Raw genomic sequence first — 18869 nt, 5'->3', positions numbered from 1 at the left:
CAAATAGAAATATTAAAAAAGAAAGTGAGTTTCGATGAAAATTAATAAAAAATATCTAGCTGGTTCTGCGGCAGCCTTGATTTTAAGTGTTTGTTCTTATGAGTTGGGATTGTATCAAGCTAGAACAGTCAAGGAAAATAATCGTGTGTCTTACGTTGATGGTAAACAAGCGACGCAAAAAACGGAGAATTTGACTCCTGATGAGGTTAGCAAGCGTGAAGGAATCAATGCAGAGCAAATCGTCATCAAGATAACAGACCAAGGCTATGTCACTTCACACGGCGACCACTATCATTATTACAATGGCAAGGTTCCTTATGACGCTATCATCAGTGAAGAGTTGCTCATGAAGGATCCAAACTACCAGCTAAAAGACGAGGATATTATCAGTGAAATCAAGGGTGGTTATGTTATCAAGGTAGATGGAAAATACTATGTCTACCTTAAGGATGCAGCCCATGCGGATAATGTCCGTACCAAAGAAGAAATTAATCGACAAAAACAAGAGCATAGTCAGCATCGTGAAGGAGGAACTTCAGCAAACGATGGTGCGGTAGCCTTGGCACGTTCACAAGGACGCTATACCACAGATGATGGCTACATCTTTAATGCTTCTGATATCATTGAAGATACTGGTGATGCTTATATCGTTCCTCACGGCGACCATTACCATTATATTCCTAAGAGTGAGTTATCAGCCAGCGAATTGGCTGCCGCAGAAGCCTTCCTATCTGGTAGAAGTGGTCAATCAAATACGCCTACATATCGCCGTACCAATAACAACAGTGCTAGCAGTGATATAGATAGATGGACCCCATCCTATAATAATCAAGGTAGTGGCTATACGAACACAAACACGGCTAACAACAGTAACAGTAGCGACGATAGTCAAGCGAGTCAAAGTGATGAGGATATTGATGGCCTTCTGAAACAACTTTATGCCTTGCCACTCAGCCAACGACACGTAGAATCTGATGGCCTTGTCTTTGATCCAGCACAAATCACAAGTCGAACAGCTAGAGGTGTTGCAGTACCTCATGGGGACCATTACCATTTTATCCCTTATTCACAGATGTCTGAATTGGAAGAACGAATCGCTCGCATCATCCCGCTTCGCTATCGTTCGAACCATTGGGTGCCGGATTCAAGACCAGAACAATCAAGTCCACAACCGACTCCGGAACCTAGTCCAAGCCCGCAACCTGCACCAAATCCTCAACCAGCTCCAAGCAATCCAATTGACGAAAAATTGGTTAGACAAGCGGTTCGAAAAGTAGCTGATGGCTATGTCTTTGAGGAGAATGGAACCTCACGTTATATTCCTGTCAAGGAACTTTCAGCAGAAACAGCAGCAGCCATTGATAGCAAACTAGCTAAGCAAGAAAGTTTGTCTCATAAGCTAGGAGCTAAGAAAATCAACCTCCCATCTGCTAATCGAGGATTTTACAATAAGGCTTATGATTTACTAGCAAGAGTTCATCAAGACTTACTTGATAATAAAGGGCGCCAAGCTGATTTTGACGCTTTGGATAAGCTCTTGGAACGTCTCAATGATGTCTCAAGCGATAAAGTCAAGTTAGTAGATGATATTCTTACCTTCCTAGCACCGATTCGTCATCCAGAACGTTTAGGAAAACCAAATGCGCAAATTGCCTACACTGATGATGAGATTCAGGTAGCCAAGTTGGCAGGCAAGTATACAACAGAAGATGGCTATATCTTTGATCCTCGTGATATCACCAGTGATGAGGGGGATGCCTATGTAACTCCACATATGACCCATAGTCATTGGATTAAAAAAGATAGTTTGTCTGAAGCCGAAAGAGCGGCAGCTCAGGCTTATGCTAAAGAGAAAGGTTTGACTCCTCCTTCAACAGACCATCAGGATCCAGGAAATACGGAGGCTAAAGGAGCAGAAGCTATCTACAACCGCGTGAAAGCAGCTAAGAAGGTGCCGCTTGATCGTATGCCTTACAATCTCCAACATACCGTGGAAGTTAAAAACGGTAGTTTAATCATTCCTCATTATGATCATTACCATAACATCAAATTTGAGTGGTTTGACGAAAGACTTTATGAGGCTCCTAAGGGCTATACTCTAGAGGATCTCTTTGCGACTGTCAAGTACTATGTCGAACATCCAAACGAACGTCCGCATTCAGATAGTGGTTGGGGCAATGCAAGTGACCATGTTCAAAGAAACCAAAATGGTCAGGCTGATAACAATCATACGGGAAAACCATCAGAGGAGAAACCTCGGCCAGAAAAACCTGAGGAAGAAAAACCTCGCGAAGAGAAGCCGCAAAGCGAGAAACCAGAGTCTCCAAAACCAACTGAGGAGCCAGAAGAAGAATCGCCAGAGGAAGCAGAAGAACCTCAGGTTGAAACTGAAAAGGTTGAAGAAAAACTGAGAGAGGCTGAGGATTTACTTGCAAAAATCCAGAATCCAATTATCAAGTCCAATGCCAAAGAAACTCTCACAGGATTAAAGAATAATTTACTATTTGGCGCCCAGGACAACAATACTATTATGGCAGAAGCTGAAAAATTATTGGCTTTATTAAGGGAGAGTAAGTAGTCCTAGCAACATTTTCTAACTCCTAAAAACAGGATAGGAGAGCTAGAAAAGATAAAATCGAAAAATGAGAGCAGAATGTGAGTTCTAGTTCTCATTTTTTTCATGAAAATGTGCAAAATATCTTGACATATAGTGTAAATAAAGATAAACTATTTACTAGTTAATTAAATGGTTAAATACTAGTTAAGGAGTAATGATGAAAAAAAGAACATTTCTATTATTAATGGCCAGTGTGTTGGCTCTTGTCTTAGGAGCATGTGGTCAAAAAGAAAAACAAGAAGCAAAAGGGATGAAGATTGTAACAAGTTTTTACCCGATCTATGCCATGGTCAAAGAGGTATCGGGTGACTTGAATGATGTTCGGATGATTCAGTCAAGTAACGGGATTCACTCATATGAACCGTCAGCAAATGACATTGCTGCCATCTATGACGCGGATGTCTTTGTCTACCATTCTCATACGCTCGAATCTTGGGCGGGAAGTTTGGATCCTAACTTGAAAAACTCAAAAGTTAAGGTTTTAGAAGCTTCTGAAGGAATGACGTTGGAGCGTGTACCAGGTTTGGAAGATGTTGAAGCTGGTGACGGCATCGATGAAAAAACACTCTATGACCCTCACACTTGGTTAGATCCTGAAAAAGCAGGCGAAGAGGCGCAGATTATTGCGGACAAACTTTCGGAGCTTGATAGTGTCAATAAGGAAACGTATCAAAAGAATGCTAAAAACTTTATCGCTAAAGCCCAAGAATTGACTAAGAAGTACCAGCCTATTTTTGAAAAAGCGAGTCAGAAAACATTTGTAACACAACATACAGCCTTTTCTTATCTCGCTAAACGCTTTGGTCTGAAACAACTTGGTATAGCAGGGATTTCCCCTGAACAAGAGCCAAGTCCGAGACAACTAACAGAAATTCAAGAATTCGTTAAGACCTATAAGGTTAAAACCATCTTTACTGAGAGCAATGCTTCTTCTAAAGTCGCTGAGACCTTGGTCAAATCAACAGGAGTTAGCCTAAAGACACTCAATCCTTTAGAAGCAGATCCTGAAAATGACAAAACTTACTTAGAAAATCTAGAAGAAAACATGAATGTTCTTGCAGAAGAATTAAAATGAGGAGATGATGAAAATGAAGAAGAAATACCTTGCAGCAGGATCGGCTCTTGTCCTTTCCCTAAGCCTTTGCATCTATGCATTGAACCAACACCAGCTAGAAGGAAACAAAGATAATAACCGTGTGTCTTATGTCGATGGGAAGCAAGACACTCAAAAAACAGAGAATCAGACACCAGATCAAGTTAGCAAAAAAGAAGATATTCAGGCAGAACAAATTGTCGTGAAAATTACCGATCAAGGTTATGTGACATCACACGGTGATCATTTCCATTATTACAATGGTAAAGTTCCTTTTGACGCGATTTTCAGCGAAGAGCTTTTGATGAAAGATGCCAATTATCAACTGAAAGACGCTGATATTGTCAACGAAATTAAAGGTGGCTATATTATCAAGGTGGATGGCAAGTATTATGTCTACCTTAAAGATGCAGCTCATGCTGATAATATTCGTACGAAGGACGAAATTGAGCGCCAAAAACAAGGTCATACTCATGATGCACCAACTTCTAACAGTGCAGTGGCGCTTGCTCAATCACAAGGTCGCTATACTACCGATGATGGCTACATCTTTAACCCATCTGATATTATAGAGGATACTGGTGATGCTTATACCGTTCCTCACGGTGGACATTACCACTACATTCCAAAGAGTTCCTTGTCTGCTAGCGAATTAGCAGCTGCTCAAGCTTACCTTTCTGGAACTAGAAAACAACCGACTGTGACTGACTATCGTCCAAGCCAAAATGGAACCAGTCAAACGACCAATCTGAGTCAAGAAGCTGAAACACCAAGCAATCCAGAAGAGAGCTTACAAACTCTATTGCAGCAACTCTATGCTCTTCCAAGTAGTCAACGTTATGCTGAATCAGATGGCTTGATTTTTGACCCTGCTAAGATTTCAAGTAGAACGCCGAGTGGCGTAGCGATTCCACACGGAAATCACTATCATTTCATCCCATATACAAAACTTTCTGCCTTGGAAGAAAAGATTGCACGTATGATTCCTTTATCTAGCGACAGTGGGAAGCCAACACCTTTGGAAAACCCAAGTAAACCAGCAGAACATCCAGCTCAACCAGATCATCCTCATGACCAAGACGGTGACCATGGAAGTCAGAATACCAACCACGAAGATCATGACCATGATGGAGAGGAGCATGACCATCACCACGGTGAAGAACATGATCATGGTTTCGCAGCTGACCGTGTTATTAGTGAAGATGAGCAAGGGTTTGTAGTTTCTCATGGAGATCACGCTCATTATTTCTTTAAGAAGGACTTGACTGCATCCCAAATCAAAGCTGCCCAAGATCACTTGAAAGATAATCATCAGCCTCAGCACGTTCAACCACTTGCAAAGACTGTGGAAAGTTTCTCAAGAGATGCTAGCGATGAAGAAAAAATCAAGTATATCTCACAGACCTACGGGGTTCCGCTCGAAGCGATTCGTATTTCAAATGGATTCTTTGTCTTTGGAAATCCGGATCAAGCCTATGATCCAACCCATATCCATCCCTATGCTGTTCGAAAAGAACATGTTCGTATTCCTCTCCAAACTGGAAATCCAGAACTGGATTTCCTAAATGAACTGTATACAACTGCCCTACGTGATGGGGTATCTCCTTATAGTTTGCAAGTAGAAAATGGTAGTTTTGTGATTCCTCACGGAGACCACAATCACTACATCAATGTTCAAACTAAGGGCTATGAAGTAGCTTTGAAAAATAAGATTCCGGTCCTACAATCGACCTATCAACCTGGAGCATTTGATGAACAAACAGTTCTATCTAAGGTGGATCAACTTTTAGCAGATAGCAGAAGTCTCTACAAAGACCAGCCAATCATGCAGAGACGTGTTGAACTTGCTTTGGGGCAATTCACCGAAAATATGAAAAAACTGGCAGCAAACTCAACTGCTGGATATCTAGCAGCCTTGGATCTCTTTGATAAACAGTATATCCATGTGGATCAAAGTGTGGCACCGGTTGAAACTTCACCTTTAGATAAGAAGTACCAAGCCCTTGTAGATAAGATCAATACACTGGATACAGACACTTATGGCTTGCCTAAGAAGGATCTTTTGATACATTTGCAGGAAGCAAAACTAGCACAGGATGAGACAGAGTTGGCTGCCATTGAAGCAAAACTTCAGGCCTTGCAAGATTTCCGAGATCGGACAGGGGTTACAACAGTAGAGTACATCAAGTATTTCTATGAACATGTATCTGATGGTCGTTTGAGAGAAGAACTTCGGAACCGTGTTGCCAAGTTGACATGGGAACTTTACCAGTCACAATTTTTCCTCAAAGCAACCGACTTGAACAAGCTATTCCCAACTATTTACCAAACTAAGCTAGAAGTAGAAGAAGCTCTCAAAGAAGAACCCGTTTCTACAAAAGCTGGTAAGACTATTCTAGATATGGAAAAAGTAGATAGTCAAACCGCTAAGACAGCCATCTATGAATTCCTAAAAGAACTCTACGGTGATTTTATGCCAGAAGAGCGGGTTAGCCATGTTAAGAAGGAAGAAGTGGATGCTCTCCTAACTAAAGTTGCCCAACTCCTAGCACGTGTTAAAGAGGATGGTGTCAAACAATCCCTAGCTGAAGAAGCTGCTAATATCAAAGCGGCTACTGAAAAGGAAAATGCAGACCTTGACGAAGCTAAAACACAACTTGAGGATCTTTTAAACCGTATTGCAGCGACTATCCAACGAGAGGAAAAAGAAGCAGAAAAAGATCCACAAACTGTGATCATCTACCAAAAACTCTATAATGTCTTGCTCTCTCTTCACAAGTACTTAGAGGATAACAAAGGATCCGATGCTGACTTTGAACGTGTTGATGCCCTATTTGATCAACTTGCAGCAAAAAGCAGTGATAAAGAAGGTCTCCTCACTCTAGCTAAAGAAATCATTAGATTGAACCAGGAACTCCGTTCAAAAGCAAGTGAAACTGATAGCCAATCTAAGTCTGAGAAAGACAGTGAAACAGTTGCTTCTCAACCAACAGAAAAGCAAGCGCAAAGTGAATCTGAGCTAAGTGCTCAATAAAATGAAAAAAAAGAAAGGCGAAGTAGCTGAGCTACCTCGTCTTTTTTAGTCTTTATAAGCTACAATACCAATGATGGTATCCACCGCACGCTCCATAGTCTGAAGGCTGACGTATTCAAAACGTCCATGCATGTTTTCACCACCTGCAAAGATATTTGGAGTTGGGATTCCCATAAAGGAAATCTTAGAGCCATCAGTCCCACCACGAATTGGTTCGATAATAGGCGTAATCCCTAGATCTTCCATAACAGTCTTAGCAATAGTAATAGGTGTCATGTCTTTCTCAATGACTTCCTTCATATTGTAGTACTGGTCTGTCAGAGTCAAGGTCACTCGATTATTCCCAAACTCTTGATTCATCTTGTCAGCAATAGACTGCATAGCTGCTTTACGTGCTTCAAAGACATCCTTTTCAAAATCGCGAATGATGTAGCTTGCACGCGCCTCCTCGACACTACCTGACACATCCATAAGATGATAGAAACCTTGGTAACCATCTGTCAGTTCAGGTCGGTCATTCTCAGGAAGTTGATTATGAAAATCAATCGCCAGCTGAAGGGCATTGACCATCTGTCCTTTGGCAGTACCAGGATGGACATTGCGCCCTTGGAAATGAAGTTCAGCAGCAGCTGCTGAGAAAGTCTCGTACTGCAGTTCCCCTAGAGGTCCACCATCAACAGTGTAGGCAAAGTCAACATCAAAGTCATCTGCATCAAACTTATTAGCACCGACACCGATTTCTTCGTCAGGTCCAAAACCAACACGAATTTCACAGTGTTTGATTTCAGGATGAGCAGTCAAGTACTCGATAGCGGTCATAATCTCAGCAATACCTGATTTGTCATCAGCGCCCAGCAAGGTTGTGCCGTCAGTTGTGATAAGCGTTTGGCCATGATATTTTTCAAGACTCTTGAAGTCAGAAGGATCTAGTTTAAATCCAGAATCACCCAAGTCGATAGCTCCACCATCGTAATTTTCGATGACTTGCGGATTAACGCCCTCAGCATTAAAGTCAGCAGTATCCATGTGGGAGATAAACCCAATCTTGCGTGTCAAGCTCGGATCATTAGCTGGTAAGGTACCAATAGCAAAACCATTTGGTAGGTAGTAAACATTTTGCAGGCCAACACGTTTCATCTCAGGAATAAGAACAGTGGTCGCAAAATCTACCTGGCTTTGCGTACTTGGAGTAGTAGTAGAGTGTTCATCAGAACGCGTATTGACCTTAACGTAGGTCAAGAAACGATCTAAAAGGTTCGGATAAGTCATAAAAACTCCTTTATTATCATTTTTTTTCATTGTATCATAGAATGGAGAGAAAGACAAAGAGAAGTAAATAAAAATAAAATGAATGAAAGCGTTTATTTATGATATATTTCATGATAGAATGGATAGAGAAAATAATATCATAAGGATGATAACATGAAAAAAGCAATATTGATGATGACCTTTGGATCTCCAGAGGAGATTAGTTTTGAAGGAGTAGCAGAATTTTTTACAAACATTCGTCGTGGAGTTAGGCCCCAAGACCACGAAATCCAGACTCTCTATGACAACTATGTTCGTATCGGTGGGACGCCTTTGCAGCGGATTACACGTGAGGAGGTCAATTTAGTCAAAGAACGTTTAGGGGAGGAGTACGGTATCTACTTTGCCAACAAATTTTCTCGTCCCTTTATTCCAGACGTGATCAAGCAGATGGAAACTGATGGTGTTGAAGAATGTATCTGCTTGATTTTGGAACCTCATTATTCTTTTTACTCAGTCATGGGGTATGAAAAGTTTCTGGAAAGCCAGCAGATCCGATTTTTAGTTATTAAGGACTGGTATCAACAACAGCCTTTGCTGGACTTTTGGACAGATGAGATTAGAAAAATTTTACGAAATGAGGTGGGAGAAGAATCCTTCAAGGTAATCTTTTCAGCCCATAGCGTCCCCATTTTTGCCTTGGACTATGGAGATCCTTATATCGATCAGATTTTCGATAATAGCAGGCTCATTGCTGAACAACTCGGCCTAATGAAAGATCAGTATACCAATACTTGGCAGAGCGAAAGCGATATTGGAATCCCTTGGATCAAGCCAGATGTCTTAGAATATTTACGAGAACAAAAGCAACATCCCGAGCATTATATTTTTATTCCTATTAGTTTTATCAGTGAGCACATCGAAGTCTTGTTTGACAACGATGTGGAATGTTATGATTTGTGTCAAGAATTAGGTGTCACCTACCATCGTCCACCTATGCCCAATACGGATAGTCGTTTAATTGACGCTTTAGTTGCTACTGTAAGGGCCAACGAACACAAAGAATTTAAAGCTTTTCTCCCAGAAGAAGAAACCTTTGATGAGTTAGCGCCTTCAGCAACTACTAAGGACATCATGGAGGAGACAGACGACCTTCAGATGCCAGAATTTGTCAAAAAACTCATTGAGAAAAAAGGCCGTGAAAATGTGAAGATGCCTTACCTGATTAAGAAAATGCTCGAAAAGGCTGGTAAGTTACCAAAAGAGTAAAGAAAAAAGGATTTAGCTTTAAGCTAGATCCTTTATCTGTCTTATTTTTTTTCAAGAAGAGCTTTGATTTCTTGAAGAACTTCAAGTTCAGTTGGAGCAGCAGGTGCTTCCTCAACCACTTCCTCTTTCTTACGAAGGTTTTGCGCTTTTTCCATAGCTTTAATAACGAAGAAAAGCACAGTACCTACAACGAGAAAGTTGATAATAGCACTCAAGAATTTACCATATGTAACACCATTCCATGCAAGCTCAGCGATGTTTTGTACTTTCGCAGCTTCCAAGGCTGGATTCAAGATAAGTGGAGTGATGATATCGTTAACGAGTGAAGTTACGATAGCACCAAATGCAGAGGCGATGATTACACCGACAGCAAGGTCAACAACATTACCGCGAAGCAAGAATTCTTTTAGGTCCTTTAACATTTTCATAAATTCCTTTCCTAATTTCTAACTAATTATATCCTAAATTGTGACAAAAAGCAACCTGGATGCTTAAGGAGAACAGTTGCTTTTTTTAAAAATATAGATTTTACTGAAAATATAATTAAGCACAATAATCAAGATTTGTGCTAAGATAGTTTCAACCGTATTAACCCTATCTATATTATATTCGACAAACTGACCAATAAGATCAGGAAAGGTTGTAACGAAGATATAAGTTAAAAGAACGTCAAGTCCAAGTGTAGAGAGACGAGCTAAGAAAAACTTAGCCAGCCGAGTTGACCAATTCCTTCTCTCTTGTTTAAAGACGATTGTATCATTTGTGAGAAAGGCAAAGAGAATCCCGATAAAATTTGCGAGTACGGTTGCCAGGATTTCCTGGTGGCTGATGTGGTAAATAACCAAGCGCGATAAAATAGAAACCAAAGTAGTAGCAGCACCGAAAAATAGATAGGAGAGAATTTCGTTATCGAAGAATGCCTTTATTATTCTTTTCATGGTTTTAGTATAGCATAATGTCATATATTGTGCTATACTAGTAAGGTTGATAATCTCAACCCTTGGTGCTTAACTTCTTTCACCAAGCATATTTTACGCGGGAAACCGCTAAAGGAGAAAACATGAAAAAATTAACTGTTCGTGATATGGCAGATATCGCTATTGTCGCTGCTATTTATGTGGTTTTGACCATTACCCCACCACTGAATGCCATTAGCTACGGCGCCTACCAGTTCCGTATTTCAGAGATGATGAATTTCTTGGCCTTTTACAATCCAAAATATATCATCGGTGTGACGATTGGTTGTATGATTGCAAATTTCTTTAGCTTTGGTCCAATAGATGTCTTTGTCGGAGGGGGCTCTACCCTAGTTTTCCTAAGTCTAGGTGTATGGCTCTTTAGCAAGTACAAGAAAGACTATCTGTTCAATGGTTTGATTCGAAAAGATCATTTCTTCTTTTCAATTCTCTTCTCTATTTCAATGATTACCATTGCAGCAGAACTCTATATTGTTGCAGAAGCTCCATTCTTCTTTACATGGTTCTCTACGGGAATTGGTGAGTTTGCATCACTTATCGTAGGTGCTATTTTAATCGGAAAATTAGGGCGCCGAATCGATCTAACAAGATAAGAAGTTTATAAGCTAGATTCTTGCTAAATCTAGCTTTTTTTATTCCATAAAATTAAAAGAGAGCGCTTGACAAGAACTAGGAACTATAGTATACTTTTTAGGTAAGCTGATTTAGCTCAGTTGGCAGAGCGCATCCATGGTAAGGATGAGGTCGCCGGTTCAATCCCGGCAATTAGCATGATAGAAACAAAATGACCTTGGGAGACCAAGGCTTTTCTTATCTACCTGTATAAATGAAGCAAAGAGTTTTGTCTGTTGACAAAAGTGACTCTATCTAGTAGAATAGTAGTTGCGATGAGTCGATAGGTAGTCTTCGGACTACTATTGAGCATAAGGAGGTCATAACGCAGGAGCGGACCTTGATGAGTTGTGTGAACCTGCTCATCACATGAAGATGCCTCTTAGTCCCTGGTCGAATGGCTAGGGATTTTTAGTTTTCAGAAAATATAGTCTAAAAGTGCTTTTCAATTTCTGGAAAAAGTAGTATAATACATCTATTATAGAAATTTTTAGAAAATTCCGAAAGAGGTTATTTATGGGATATACAGTTGCTGTAGTCGGCGCGACAGGTGCTGTCGGAGCTCAGATGATAAAAATGTTGGAAGAATCAACACTTCCAATCGATAAAATTCGTTACCTTGCTTCTGCACGTTCAGCAGGCAAAACTTTGAAATTTAAAGACCAAGATATTACGATTGAAGAAACAACTGAGACAGCTTTTGAGGATGTTGATATTGCACTCTTTTCAGCAGGTGGTTCGACATCAGCTAAGTATGCACCATACGCAGTTCAAGCTGGAGCGGTAGTAGTGGATAACACATCTTATTTCCGCCAAAATCCAGACGTACCATTGGTTGTCCCAGAGGTCAATGCTCATGCACTTGATGCCCACAACGGGATTATTGCCTGCCCTAACTGTTCAACAATCCAAATGATGGTGGCTCTTGAGCCTGTCCGTCAAAAATGGGGCTTGGACCGTATCATCGTTTCAACTTACCAAGCGGTCTCTGGTGCTGGTATGGGAGCGATTCTTGAAACACAACGTGAACTTCGTGAAGTCTTGAATGATGGTGTGAATCCACGTGATTTGCATGCGGAAATCTTGCCTTCAGGTGGTGACAAGAAACACTACCCTATCGCCTTTAACGCTCTTCCACAAATCGATGTCTTTACTGACAATGATTACACTTACGAAGAGATGAAGATGACTAAGGAAACTAAGAAAATCATGGAAGATGATAGCATCTCAGTATCTGCAACCTGTGTACGTATTCCAGTCTTGTCAGCTCACTCTGAGTCAGTTTATATCGAAACAAAAGAAGTGGCACCAATCGAAGAAGTCAAAGCAGCCATCGCAGCCTTTCCAAGTGCTGTTCTTGAGGATGACGTAGCGCACCAAATCTATCCTCAAGCTGTCAATGCAGTGGGTTCGCGTGATACTTTTGTTGGTCGTATCCGTAAAGACCTAGATGCAGAAAAAGGAATCCACATGTGGGTTGTTTCAGACAACCTTCTCAAAGGTGCTGCTTGGAACTCAGTTCAGATTGCAGAAACGCTTCACGAACGTGGATTGGTTCGTCCAACAGCTGAATTGAAATTTGAATTAAAATAGTCATATCGTTTAGGAGTTCAGATGAACTCCTTCTTTGAAATAGAGAGGTATTCTCATGTCTTATCAAGATTTAAAAGAGTGTAAAATCATTACAGCCTTTATTACCCCTTTCCATGAGGATGGTTCCATCAACTTTGATGCCATTCCAGCCTTGATTGAGCATCTGTTGGCGCATCATACAGACGGCATTCTTCTTGCAGGGACGACGGCCGAGAGTCCAACTTTGACTCATGATGAAGAGTTGGAACTCTTTGCGGCTGTACAAAAGATTGTCAATGGACGCGTTCCTTTGATTGCGGGTGTAGGTACCAATGATACGCGTGACTCAATCGAGTTTGTCAAAGAAGTCGCAGAATTTGGTGGTTTTGCAGCTGGACTTGCTATTGTTCCTTACTACAACAAACCTTCTCAAGAAGGGATGTATCAGCACTTTAAGGCAATTGCAGATGCTTCTGACTTACCAATTATTATCTATAACATTCCAGGGCGTGTAGTTGTCGAATTGACTCCAGAAACCATGCTTCGTTTAGCTGACCATCCAAATATCATTGGGGTCAAAGAATGTACTAGTCTGGCTAATATGGCTTACTTGATTGAACACAAGCCAGAAGAGTTCTTGGTCTATACTGGGGAGGACGGAGATGCTTTCCATGCCATGAACCTTGGTGCGGACGGGGTTATTTCTGTTGCATCTCATACAAATGGAGATGAAATGCACGAGATGTTGACTGCTATTGCAGAAAGCGATATGAAAAAAGCGGCAGCTATTCAACGTAAATTCATTCCTAAGGTCAACGCCCTCTTCTCTTATCCAAGTCCTGCTCCAGTTAAGGCAGTCCTTAACTATATGGGATTTGAAGCTGGCCCAACTCGTCTACCTCTAGTTCCAGCACCAGAGGAAGATGCCAAACGCATTATCAAGGTTGTCGTAGATGGCGACTATGAAGCGACTAAGGCAACCGTAACAGGAGTCTTAAGACCAGATTACTAATAAAGACAATAAAATCCATGACCGAATAATCATGGATTTTTCTTATTTTCCTAAACAGAATTGGCTAAAGAGTTGGGTAATGAGTTCATCAGGTGCGGCATCTCCAGTGATTTCTCCGAGAATTTCCCAAGTACGGGTCAAGTCAACTTGCAACAAATCAACTGGCATCCCTAGTTCAAGACCTTCATTAACTGCTTGTAGGCTTTCAACGGCCTTTTCAATCAAGGAAATATGACGGGCATTTGACAAGTAAGTGGCATCTTGCTCAACCAAGCCAGCATTTTCGAAGAAGAGGTCATTAATACGCTCTTCGATCTTATCGATATTTTGATTTTTAAGAACTGAAATACGGATAACATCTTCAGGTAGTTCCGAAGTTTCAATCGCTTCAGGAAGGTCAGTTTTATTAAGTAGAATAATGCGGTTGGTATCCTGACTGATTTCTAAGAGTTGTCTGTCTTGTGCTGTTAGTGGCTCACTAGCATTTAGCACTAGTAGTACCAAGTCAGCTTCCTTGAGGGCTTTTCTCGAACGCTCGACACCGATTTGTTCCACGATATCATCTGTATCCCGGATACCGGCTGTATCAATCAATTTGAGAGGAACACCATTGATATTGACGTATTCTTCTATGACATCTCGAGTAGTACCAGCAATGTCTGTAACGATAGCCTTGTCTTCACGTAGGAGATTGTTTAGGAGGCTCGATTTCCCAACGTTGGGGCGTCCGATGATGGCAGTTGAAATTCCCTCACGAAGGATTTTGCCACGTTGTGCTGTTCTAAGGAGATTGGTCAGCAGTTGCTCAAACTCCATAGTCTTCTCGCGGATGACTGCAGTAGTGGCTTCTTCAACATCATCATACTCAGGATAGTCAATATTGACCTCTACTTGGGCAAGTGTATTGAGGATTTCTTGGCGAGTATTGTTAATGAGGTCAGAAAGAGAACCGTCCAATTGTTTGACTGCAATATTCATAGCCTTGTCTGTCTTGGCACGGATGATGTCCATCACCGCCTCAGCCTGTGTCAAATCCACACGACCGTTTAGAAAGGCGCGCTTGGTAAATTCACCAGGTTCTGCCAACCGAGCTCCTTCACGGATAGCTAGCTGGAGAATCTCATTGGTCACCGCAATCCCACCGTGGGTGTTAATCTCGATAATGTCCTCACGAGTGAAGGTCTTTGGAGATTTCATGGCCCCAACCATAACCTCGTCCATAACCTTACCAGTTTGAGGGTCAACAATGTGACCGTAGTTAAGAGTGTGGCTAGCAACCTTGCTTAAGTCTTTGCCTTTAAAAATCTTTTGCGCAATGGCAAAACTGTCAGTTCCGCTCAAACGGACAATACCAATGGCCCCTTCACCTAGTGGAGTAGAGATAGCAGCGATGGTATCAAATTCACGTGTAATCATACTAATTCCTTTTGTAATTCTTTTCTTAGGATATGTATCTAAGCATCTCTTCAAATTGTAACAAATTTAGGTTATTTCTTCAATGGATGCTACTTGGAGATTGAAAAAGCCTAAGCAATTCTGCTTAAGCTAGCTTATTTGGTGCGCATTTCCCCTTGTGGGAAGTAAGTTCCTTCTGGCATGTCGTTGATGATGACATGGACAGCAGATTGAGGTGCTCCAGTATTACGGACAACAGCTTCCGTAACTTCCTTAGCAAGAGCTTTCTTTTGATCAAGCGTGCGTCCTTCAAATAAATCGATGCGTACAAATGGCATAATAGCTTCCTCCACTAGTTTTTGATTTCTTCTATTTTACCATATTTTGCCATTTAAAGCTTTTGGAAAATATGGTATACTAGAATGTAGCAAAAATTTAGAAATGGACGTGAAATAGAAGCATGGCACAGTTGTATTATCGTTATGGGACTATGAACTCAGGTAAAACGATTGAGATTCTCAAGGTGGCCTATAACTACGAGGAGCAAGGAAAGGGAGTTGTGATTATGACTTCGGCTCTGGATACGCGTGACGGTGTTGGCTATGTGTCGAGTCGAATCGGCATGAAACGCCCAGCCATTGCGATTGAGGAAACGACGGATATCTTTGGTTATATCCGAAACTTACATGAAAAACCTTACTGTGTGTTGGTCGATGAGGCCCAGTTTCTCAAGCGTCACCATGTTTACGACCTAGCTCGTGTTGTTGATGAGTTAGATATACCTGTCATGGCTTTTGGTTTGAAGAATGACTTTCGCAATGACTTGTTCGAAGGTTCAAAATACCTCTTGCTCTTAGCAGACAAGATTGAAGAAATCAAGACCATCTGCCAGTACTGTAAGAAAAAGGCGACTATGGTGTTGCGAACTCAAGATGGTGTGCCAGTCTATGATGGCGAACAAATTCAGATCGGTGGCAATGAAACCTATATCTCAGTCTGCCGTAAACATTATTTTGCGCCAATGATAACATCTAACCAGGAGAACAACTATGACAATTGAACTGAGAGATGTTACAATGGAAAATTATTTTGATGTTTTGAATTTGGATGTCAAGGAATATCAAAAACAATTCATTGCAACCAACGCAATTAGTTTAGCTGAAGCATATGTCTACACTAAAAATGGAGATTTTGTAGCTCCATTGGCAGTTTATGATAATAATGCAATTATAGGTTTTGTGATGATAGCTTATGATAAAAAGATAGGAATTAGTAGTGAAAATTATTTACTATTTCGTTTTATGATTGATAAGAATTTTCAAAATCAAGGATATTTTAAACCAATTATGGATAAAGTGCTGGACTATGTTCGGACAGCGCCAGCAGGTTTAGGCAATAAACTTTGGTTGTCTTATGAACCAGAAAATGAACATGCAAGATCTTGTTACCTCAGTTATGGATTTAAAGAAACTGGGGAAATATTTGAGAACGAAGTAGTAGCAATCTATGATTTAACAATTGAGAACTAAGGAGAAAAAATGAACATCTATGATCAACTACAAGCTGTAGAAGACCGTTATGAAGAATTAGGAGAATTGCTGAGTGACCCTGATGTCGTTTCGGACACCAAGCGTTTCATGGAGCTTTCAAAAGAAGAGGCTTCTACTCGTGATACGGTAACTACCTACCGTGAGTACAAACAAGTCCTTCAAAACATCGTTGATGCAGAAGAGATGATTAAAGAATCTGGCGGGGATGCGGACTTGGAAGAAATGGCTAAGCAAGAGCTGAAAGATGCCAAGGCTGAAAAAGAAGAATACGAAGAAAAACTCAAAATCTTGCTCCTTCCAAAGGATCCAAACGATGATAAGAACATCATCCTTGAAATCCGTGGAGCGGCTGGTGGTGACGAAGCGGCACTTTTCGCCGGAGACCTTCTAACTATGTACCAAAAGTATGCGGAAGCCCAAGGTTGGCGCTTTGAAGTCATGGAAGCTTCTATGAACGGTGTCGGTGGTTTCAAAGAAGTGGTTGCTATGGTTTCTGGTCAGTCTGTATACTCTAAACTCAAGTATGAGTCTGGAGCCCACCGTGTTCAACGTGTCCCTGTGACAGAAAGTCAAGGCCGTGTTCATACCTCGACAGCGACAGTTCTAGTCATGCCTGAAGTGGAAGAAGTAGAGTACGATATTGATCCAAAAGACCTTCGTGTTGACATCTACCACGCATCAGGTGCTGGTGGACAGAACGTCAACAAGGTTGCGACTGCTGTTCGTATCGTTCACTTGCCAACCAATATCAAGGTTGAGATGCAGGAAGAACGTACCCAGCAGAAAAACCGTGAGAAGGCTATGAAGATTATCCGTGCGCGTGTTGCTGATCATTTTGCTCAGATTGCTCAAGATGAACAAGACGCTGAGCGTAAGTCTACTATCGGTACTGGTGACCGTTCAGAGCGCATCCGTACTTATAATTTCCCACAAAACCGTGTTACAGACCACCGTATCGGTTTGACTCTCCAAAAACTAGATACCATTTTGTCTGGTAAATTGGATGAAGTTGTAGATGCCTTGGTTCTTTATGACCAAACACAAAAATTAGAAGAATTAAACAAATAATGAAATTAGCTCAATTATTTTCAGATTTTGAAGAAGAGTTGATAAGACAAGGAGAGGAAGCAGAAAGCCTCTCTTTTGTCTATCGTAGCCTGAAAAATCTATCTTTTACTGAATTCATTTTTGCCCTACAGCAAGAGGTAACAGAGGAAGAAAAACAATTTGTAGAAGAGATTTACCAGCAGTTAGCAACTCATAAACCAGCCCAGTATATCATTGGTCACGTAGATTTCTTTGGAATGCAGTTAAAAGTGGATGAGCGGGTTTTGATTCCTCGTCCAGAAACAGAAGAGTTGGTGGAACTCATCCTCACAGAAAATCCTGAGGAAAATCTTAAGATTCTAGATATTGGGACTGGAAGTGGGGCCATAGCTCTTGGATTAGCTAAAAACAGACCAGGTTGGTCAGTGACGGCAGCGGATATTTCCCAAGAGGCCTTAGAGCTTGCATCAGAGAATGCTAGAAATCAAAATCTTAATATATTTTTTAAAAAATCTGATTGTTTTGCAGAAATTTCTGAAAAATATGATATAATTGTATCCAATCCACCTTATATCTCTCGTGAAGATGAGTCAGAGGTCGGTTTGAATGTTTTACATTCGGAGCCTCATCTAGCTCTCTTTGCAGATGAGGATGGCCTAGCTATTTACCGCAGAATTGCGGAAGATGCAAAAGACTATCTCACAGATGGTGGTAAGATTTACCTTGAAATTGGATACAAGCAAGGTCAAAGTGTTCCTGCGCTTTTTAGGAAGCATCTTCCCCAAAAACGGGTACGAACACTCAAAGACCAATTTGGTCAAGATAGGATGGTTGTAGTTGATGATGGACAGGATTAGACAAGAGTTGGAAAAAGGGGGGGCAGTTGTCTTACCTACTGAGACAGTTTATGGTCTCTTTGCCAAAGCTCTAGATGAAAAAGCAGTGGACCATGTTTACCAACTCAAACGTCGTCCCAGAGATAAGGCTCTTAACCTTAATGTTGCCTCTCTAGAGGATATCTTGCACTTTTCAAAGAATCAGCCAACTTATCTACAAAAACTTGTAGAGACCTTTTTACCGGGTCCCTTGACCATTATCCTCGAAGCCAATGACAGAGTTCCCTTTTGGGTCAATTCTGGTCTTTCAACGGTGGGATTTCGGATGCCGAGTCACCCCATTACACTGGATTTGATTCGAGAGACAGGACCTTTGATTGGGCCGTCTGCCAATATTTCAGGTCAGGCGAGTGGAGTGACCTTTGCTCAAATTCTAGAGGATTTTGACCAAGAGGTTTTGGGTCTGGAGGATGATGCTTTTCTAACTGGACAGGATTCGACGATTTTGGATTTGTCTGGAGACAAGGTGAAAATCCTACGCCAAGGGGCGTTTAAGCGAGAAGATATTCTTGCACAGTTGCCAGAGATTTCTTTTGAGGAGGAATGA

17 protein-coding genes, 1 tRNA gene and 1 riboswitch are annotated in these 18869 nt (G+C 41.1%); of the genes, 13 read left to right on the top strand and 5 right to left on the bottom strand.

The features are described from left to right. Positions 1-34: 34 nt before the first annotated feature. The 3 genes from M9H69_RS05685 to M9H69_RS05675 all read left to right on the top strand — a co-directional run bounded on the left by M9H69_RS05685 (position 35) and on the right by M9H69_RS05675 (position 6744). Complete coding sequence (locus M9H69_RS05685) at positions 35-2578, top strand: pneumococcal-type histidine triad protein (RefSeq protein ID WP_250315037.1); 2544 nt, start codon at positions 35-37, stop codon at positions 2576-2578. Between the two features lie 196 nt (positions 2579-2774). Further along, on the top strand, positions 2775-3692 hold the full coding sequence (locus tag M9H69_RS05680) for a metal ABC transporter substrate-binding protein (RefSeq protein ID WP_250315036.1): 918 nt from the start codon (positions 2775-2777) through the stop codon (positions 3690-3692). A 13-nt stretch (positions 3693-3705) separates the two neighbouring features. Then, complete coding sequence (locus M9H69_RS05675; protein ID WP_284444138.1) at positions 3706-6744, top strand: pneumococcal-type histidine triad protein; 3039 nt, start codon at positions 3706-3708, stop codon at positions 6742-6744. 45 nt (positions 6745-6789) lie between these two features. Here M9H69_RS05675 and pepT read toward each other — a convergent pair whose 3' ends face one another. Beyond that, entirely contained in the window at positions 6790-8013 is a 1224-nt protein-coding gene (gene pepT / locus M9H69_RS05670; protein WP_250315034.1) for a peptidase T, read from the bottom strand. Between the two features lie 153 nt (positions 8014-8166). Here pepT and hemH point away from each other — a divergent pair, with 153 nt between their 5' ends. Next, positions 8167-9261 carry a ferrochelatase gene (hemH, locus tag M9H69_RS05665; protein WP_250315033.1) on the top strand — a complete coding sequence of 365 codons (1095 nt, stop codon included), beginning with the start codon at positions 8167-8169 and terminating at the stop codon, positions 9259-9261. A gap of 41 nt (positions 9262-9302) precedes the next feature. On the opposite strand, the gene mscL is transcribed toward hemH, so the two are convergent. Beyond that, entirely contained in the window at positions 9303-9683 is a 381-nt protein-coding gene (gene mscL, locus M9H69_RS05660; protein WP_033584199.1) for a large conductance mechanosensitive channel protein MscL, read from the bottom strand. 69 nt (positions 9684-9752) lie between these two features. Next, positions 9753-10199, bottom strand: coding sequence for a GtrA family protein (locus tag M9H69_RS05655; RefSeq protein WP_250315032.1), 447 nt, complete (start codon positions 10197-10199; stop codon positions 9753-9755). Between the two features lie 28 nt (positions 10200-10227). After that, a riboswitch (PreQ1 riboswitch) is annotated at positions 10228-10324 on the top strand. Here M9H69_RS05655 and M9H69_RS05650 point away from each other — a divergent pair. The 4 genes from M9H69_RS05650 (at position 10322) to dapA (ending at position 13434) form a co-directional block, all read left to right on the top strand. Continuing rightward, positions 10322-10831 carry a QueT transporter family protein gene (locus M9H69_RS05650; RefSeq protein WP_000737309.1) on the top strand — a complete coding sequence of 170 codons (510 nt, stop codon included), beginning with the start codon at positions 10322-10324 and terminating at the stop codon, positions 10829-10831. (Overlaps the previous riboswitch by 3 nt.) 105 nt (positions 10832-10936) lie before the next feature. Continuing rightward, positions 10937-11009: transfer RNA gene (locus M9H69_RS05645), tRNA-Thr, on the top strand. Between the two features lie 357 nt (positions 11010-11366). Next, a complete protein-coding gene (locus tag M9H69_RS05640; RefSeq protein ID WP_250315031.1) occupies positions 11367-12443 on the top strand; it encodes an aspartate-semialdehyde dehydrogenase in 1077 nt (358 codons plus the stop codon). A 55-nt stretch (positions 12444-12498) separates the two neighbouring features. Beyond that, a complete protein-coding gene (dapA, locus tag M9H69_RS05635) occupies positions 12499-13434 on the top strand; it encodes a 4-hydroxy-tetrahydrodipicolinate synthase (protein ID WP_000121610.1) in 936 nt (311 codons plus the stop codon). 42 nt (positions 13435-13476) lie between these two features. Here the strand turns inward: dapA and mnmE are convergent, their stop codons facing one another. Together mnmE and M9H69_RS05625 are read right to left on the bottom strand one after the other, a co-directional pair. Continuing rightward, positions 13477-14850, bottom strand: coding sequence for a tRNA uridine-5-carboxymethylaminomethyl(34) synthesis GTPase MnmE (mnmE, locus tag M9H69_RS05630; protein ID WP_250315030.1), 1374 nt, complete (start codon positions 14848-14850; stop codon positions 13477-13479). Positions 14851-14984: 134 nt separating this feature from the next. Further along, positions 14985-15167: a 4-oxalocrotonate tautomerase gene (locus M9H69_RS05625; RefSeq protein ID WP_001117394.1), complete on the bottom strand. Its 183-nt coding sequence runs from the start codon at positions 15165-15167 to the stop codon at positions 14985-14987. Between the two features lie 122 nt (positions 15168-15289). Here M9H69_RS05625 and M9H69_RS05620 point away from each other — a divergent pair, with 122 nt between their 5' ends. The 5 genes from M9H69_RS05620 to M9H69_RS05600 are packed head-to-tail and all read left to right on the top strand — an operon-like array spanning position 15290 to position 18869. Next, positions 15290-15889, top strand: a complete 600-nt coding sequence (locus M9H69_RS05620) for a thymidine kinase (RefSeq protein ID WP_250315029.1) — start codon at positions 15290-15292, stop codon at positions 15887-15889. Further along, the gene (locus M9H69_RS05615; protein ID WP_250315028.1) at positions 15879-16358 is read left to right on the top strand and encodes a GNAT family N-acetyltransferase; all 480 of its coding nucleotides are present in this window, start codon (positions 15879-15881) and stop codon (positions 16356-16358) included. Before M9H69_RS05620 ends, M9H69_RS05615 begins: the two co-directional genes overlap by 11 nt. Positions 16359-16367: 9 nt before the next feature. Next, the gene (gene prfA, locus M9H69_RS05610; RefSeq protein WP_223339630.1) at positions 16368-17447 is read left to right on the top strand and encodes a peptide chain release factor 1; all 1080 of its coding nucleotides are present in this window, start codon (positions 16368-16370) and stop codon (positions 17445-17447) included. Then, entirely contained in the window at positions 17447-18283 is an 837-nt protein-coding gene (gene prmC / locus M9H69_RS05605; RefSeq protein ID WP_250315027.1) for a peptide chain release factor N(5)-glutamine methyltransferase, read from the top strand. The genes prfA and prmC overlap by 1 nt, the downstream gene beginning before the upstream one ends. Further along, positions 18267-18869 (top strand): L-threonylcarbamoyladenylate synthase, encoded by a 603-nt coding sequence (locus tag M9H69_RS05600; RefSeq protein WP_250315026.1) that lies wholly within the window; start codon positions 18267-18269, stop codon positions 18867-18869. The genes prmC and M9H69_RS05600 overlap by 17 nt, the downstream gene beginning before the upstream one ends.

This window comes from Streptococcus oralis (assembly GCF_023611505.1).
Classification (GTDB): Bacteria; Bacillota; Bacilli; order Lactobacillales; family Streptococcaceae; genus Streptococcus; species Streptococcus oralis_CT.
Note: the sequence above shows the minus strand (reverse complement) of the source record. Positions and strands in the feature narration are given on the sequence as shown.

Bases quoted from the DNA above. Each gene is read 5' to 3' on its own strand.
- M9H69_RS05615 (WP_250315028.1), top strand. From the start codon at position 15,879: ATGACAATTGAACTGAGAGATGTTACAATGGAAAATTATTTTGATGTT.
- M9H69_RS05685 (WP_250315037.1), top strand. From the start codon at position 35: ATGAAAATTAATAAAAAATATCTAGCTGGTTCTGCGGCAGCCTTGATT.
- prfA (WP_223339630.1), top strand. From the start codon at position 16,368: ATGAACATCTATGATCAACTACAAGCTGTAGAAGACCGTTATGAAGAA.
- pepT (WP_250315034.1), bottom strand. From the start codon at position 8,013: ATGACTTATCCGAACCTTTTAGATCGTTTCTTGACCTACGTTAAGGTC.
- mnmE (WP_250315030.1), bottom strand. From the start codon at position 14,850: ATGATTACACGTGAATTTGATACCATCGCTGCTATCTCTACTCCACTA.
- M9H69_RS05650 (WP_000737309.1), top strand. From the start codon at position 10,322: ATGAAAAAATTAACTGTTCGTGATATGGCAGATATCGCTATTGTCGCT.
- M9H69_RS05655 (WP_250315032.1), bottom strand. From the start codon at position 10,199: ATGAAAAGAATAATAAAGGCATTCTTCGATAACGAAATTCTCTCCTAT.
- dapA (WP_000121610.1), top strand. From the start codon at position 12,499: ATGTCTTATCAAGATTTAAAAGAGTGTAAAATCATTACAGCCTTTATT.
- M9H69_RS05675 (WP_284444138.1), top strand. From the start codon at position 3,706: ATGAAGAAGAAATACCTTGCAGCAGGATCGGCTCTTGTCCTTTCCCTA.
- M9H69_RS05600 (WP_250315026.1), top strand. From the start codon at position 18,267: ATGATGGACAGGATTAGACAAGAGTTGGAAAAAGGGGGGGCAGTTGTC.
- hemH (WP_250315033.1), top strand. From the start codon at position 8,167: ATGAAAAAAGCAATATTGATGATGACCTTTGGATCTCCAGAGGAGATT.
- prmC (WP_250315027.1), top strand. From the start codon at position 17,447: ATGAAATTAGCTCAATTATTTTCAGATTTTGAAGAAGAGTTGATAAGA.
- M9H69_RS05625 (WP_001117394.1), bottom strand. From the start codon at position 15,167: ATGCCATTTGTACGCATCGATTTATTTGAAGGACGCACGCTTGATCAA.
- M9H69_RS05620 (WP_250315029.1), top strand. From the start codon at position 15,290: ATGGCACAGTTGTATTATCGTTATGGGACTATGAACTCAGGTAAAACG.
- M9H69_RS05680 (WP_250315036.1), top strand. From the start codon at position 2,775: ATGAAAAAAAGAACATTTCTATTATTAATGGCCAGTGTGTTGGCTCTT.
- mscL (WP_033584199.1), bottom strand. From the start codon at position 9,683: ATGTTAAAGGACCTAAAAGAATTCTTGCTTCGCGGTAATGTTGTTGAC.
- M9H69_RS05640 (WP_250315031.1), top strand. From the start codon at position 11,367: ATGGGATATACAGTTGCTGTAGTCGGCGCGACAGGTGCTGTCGGAGCT.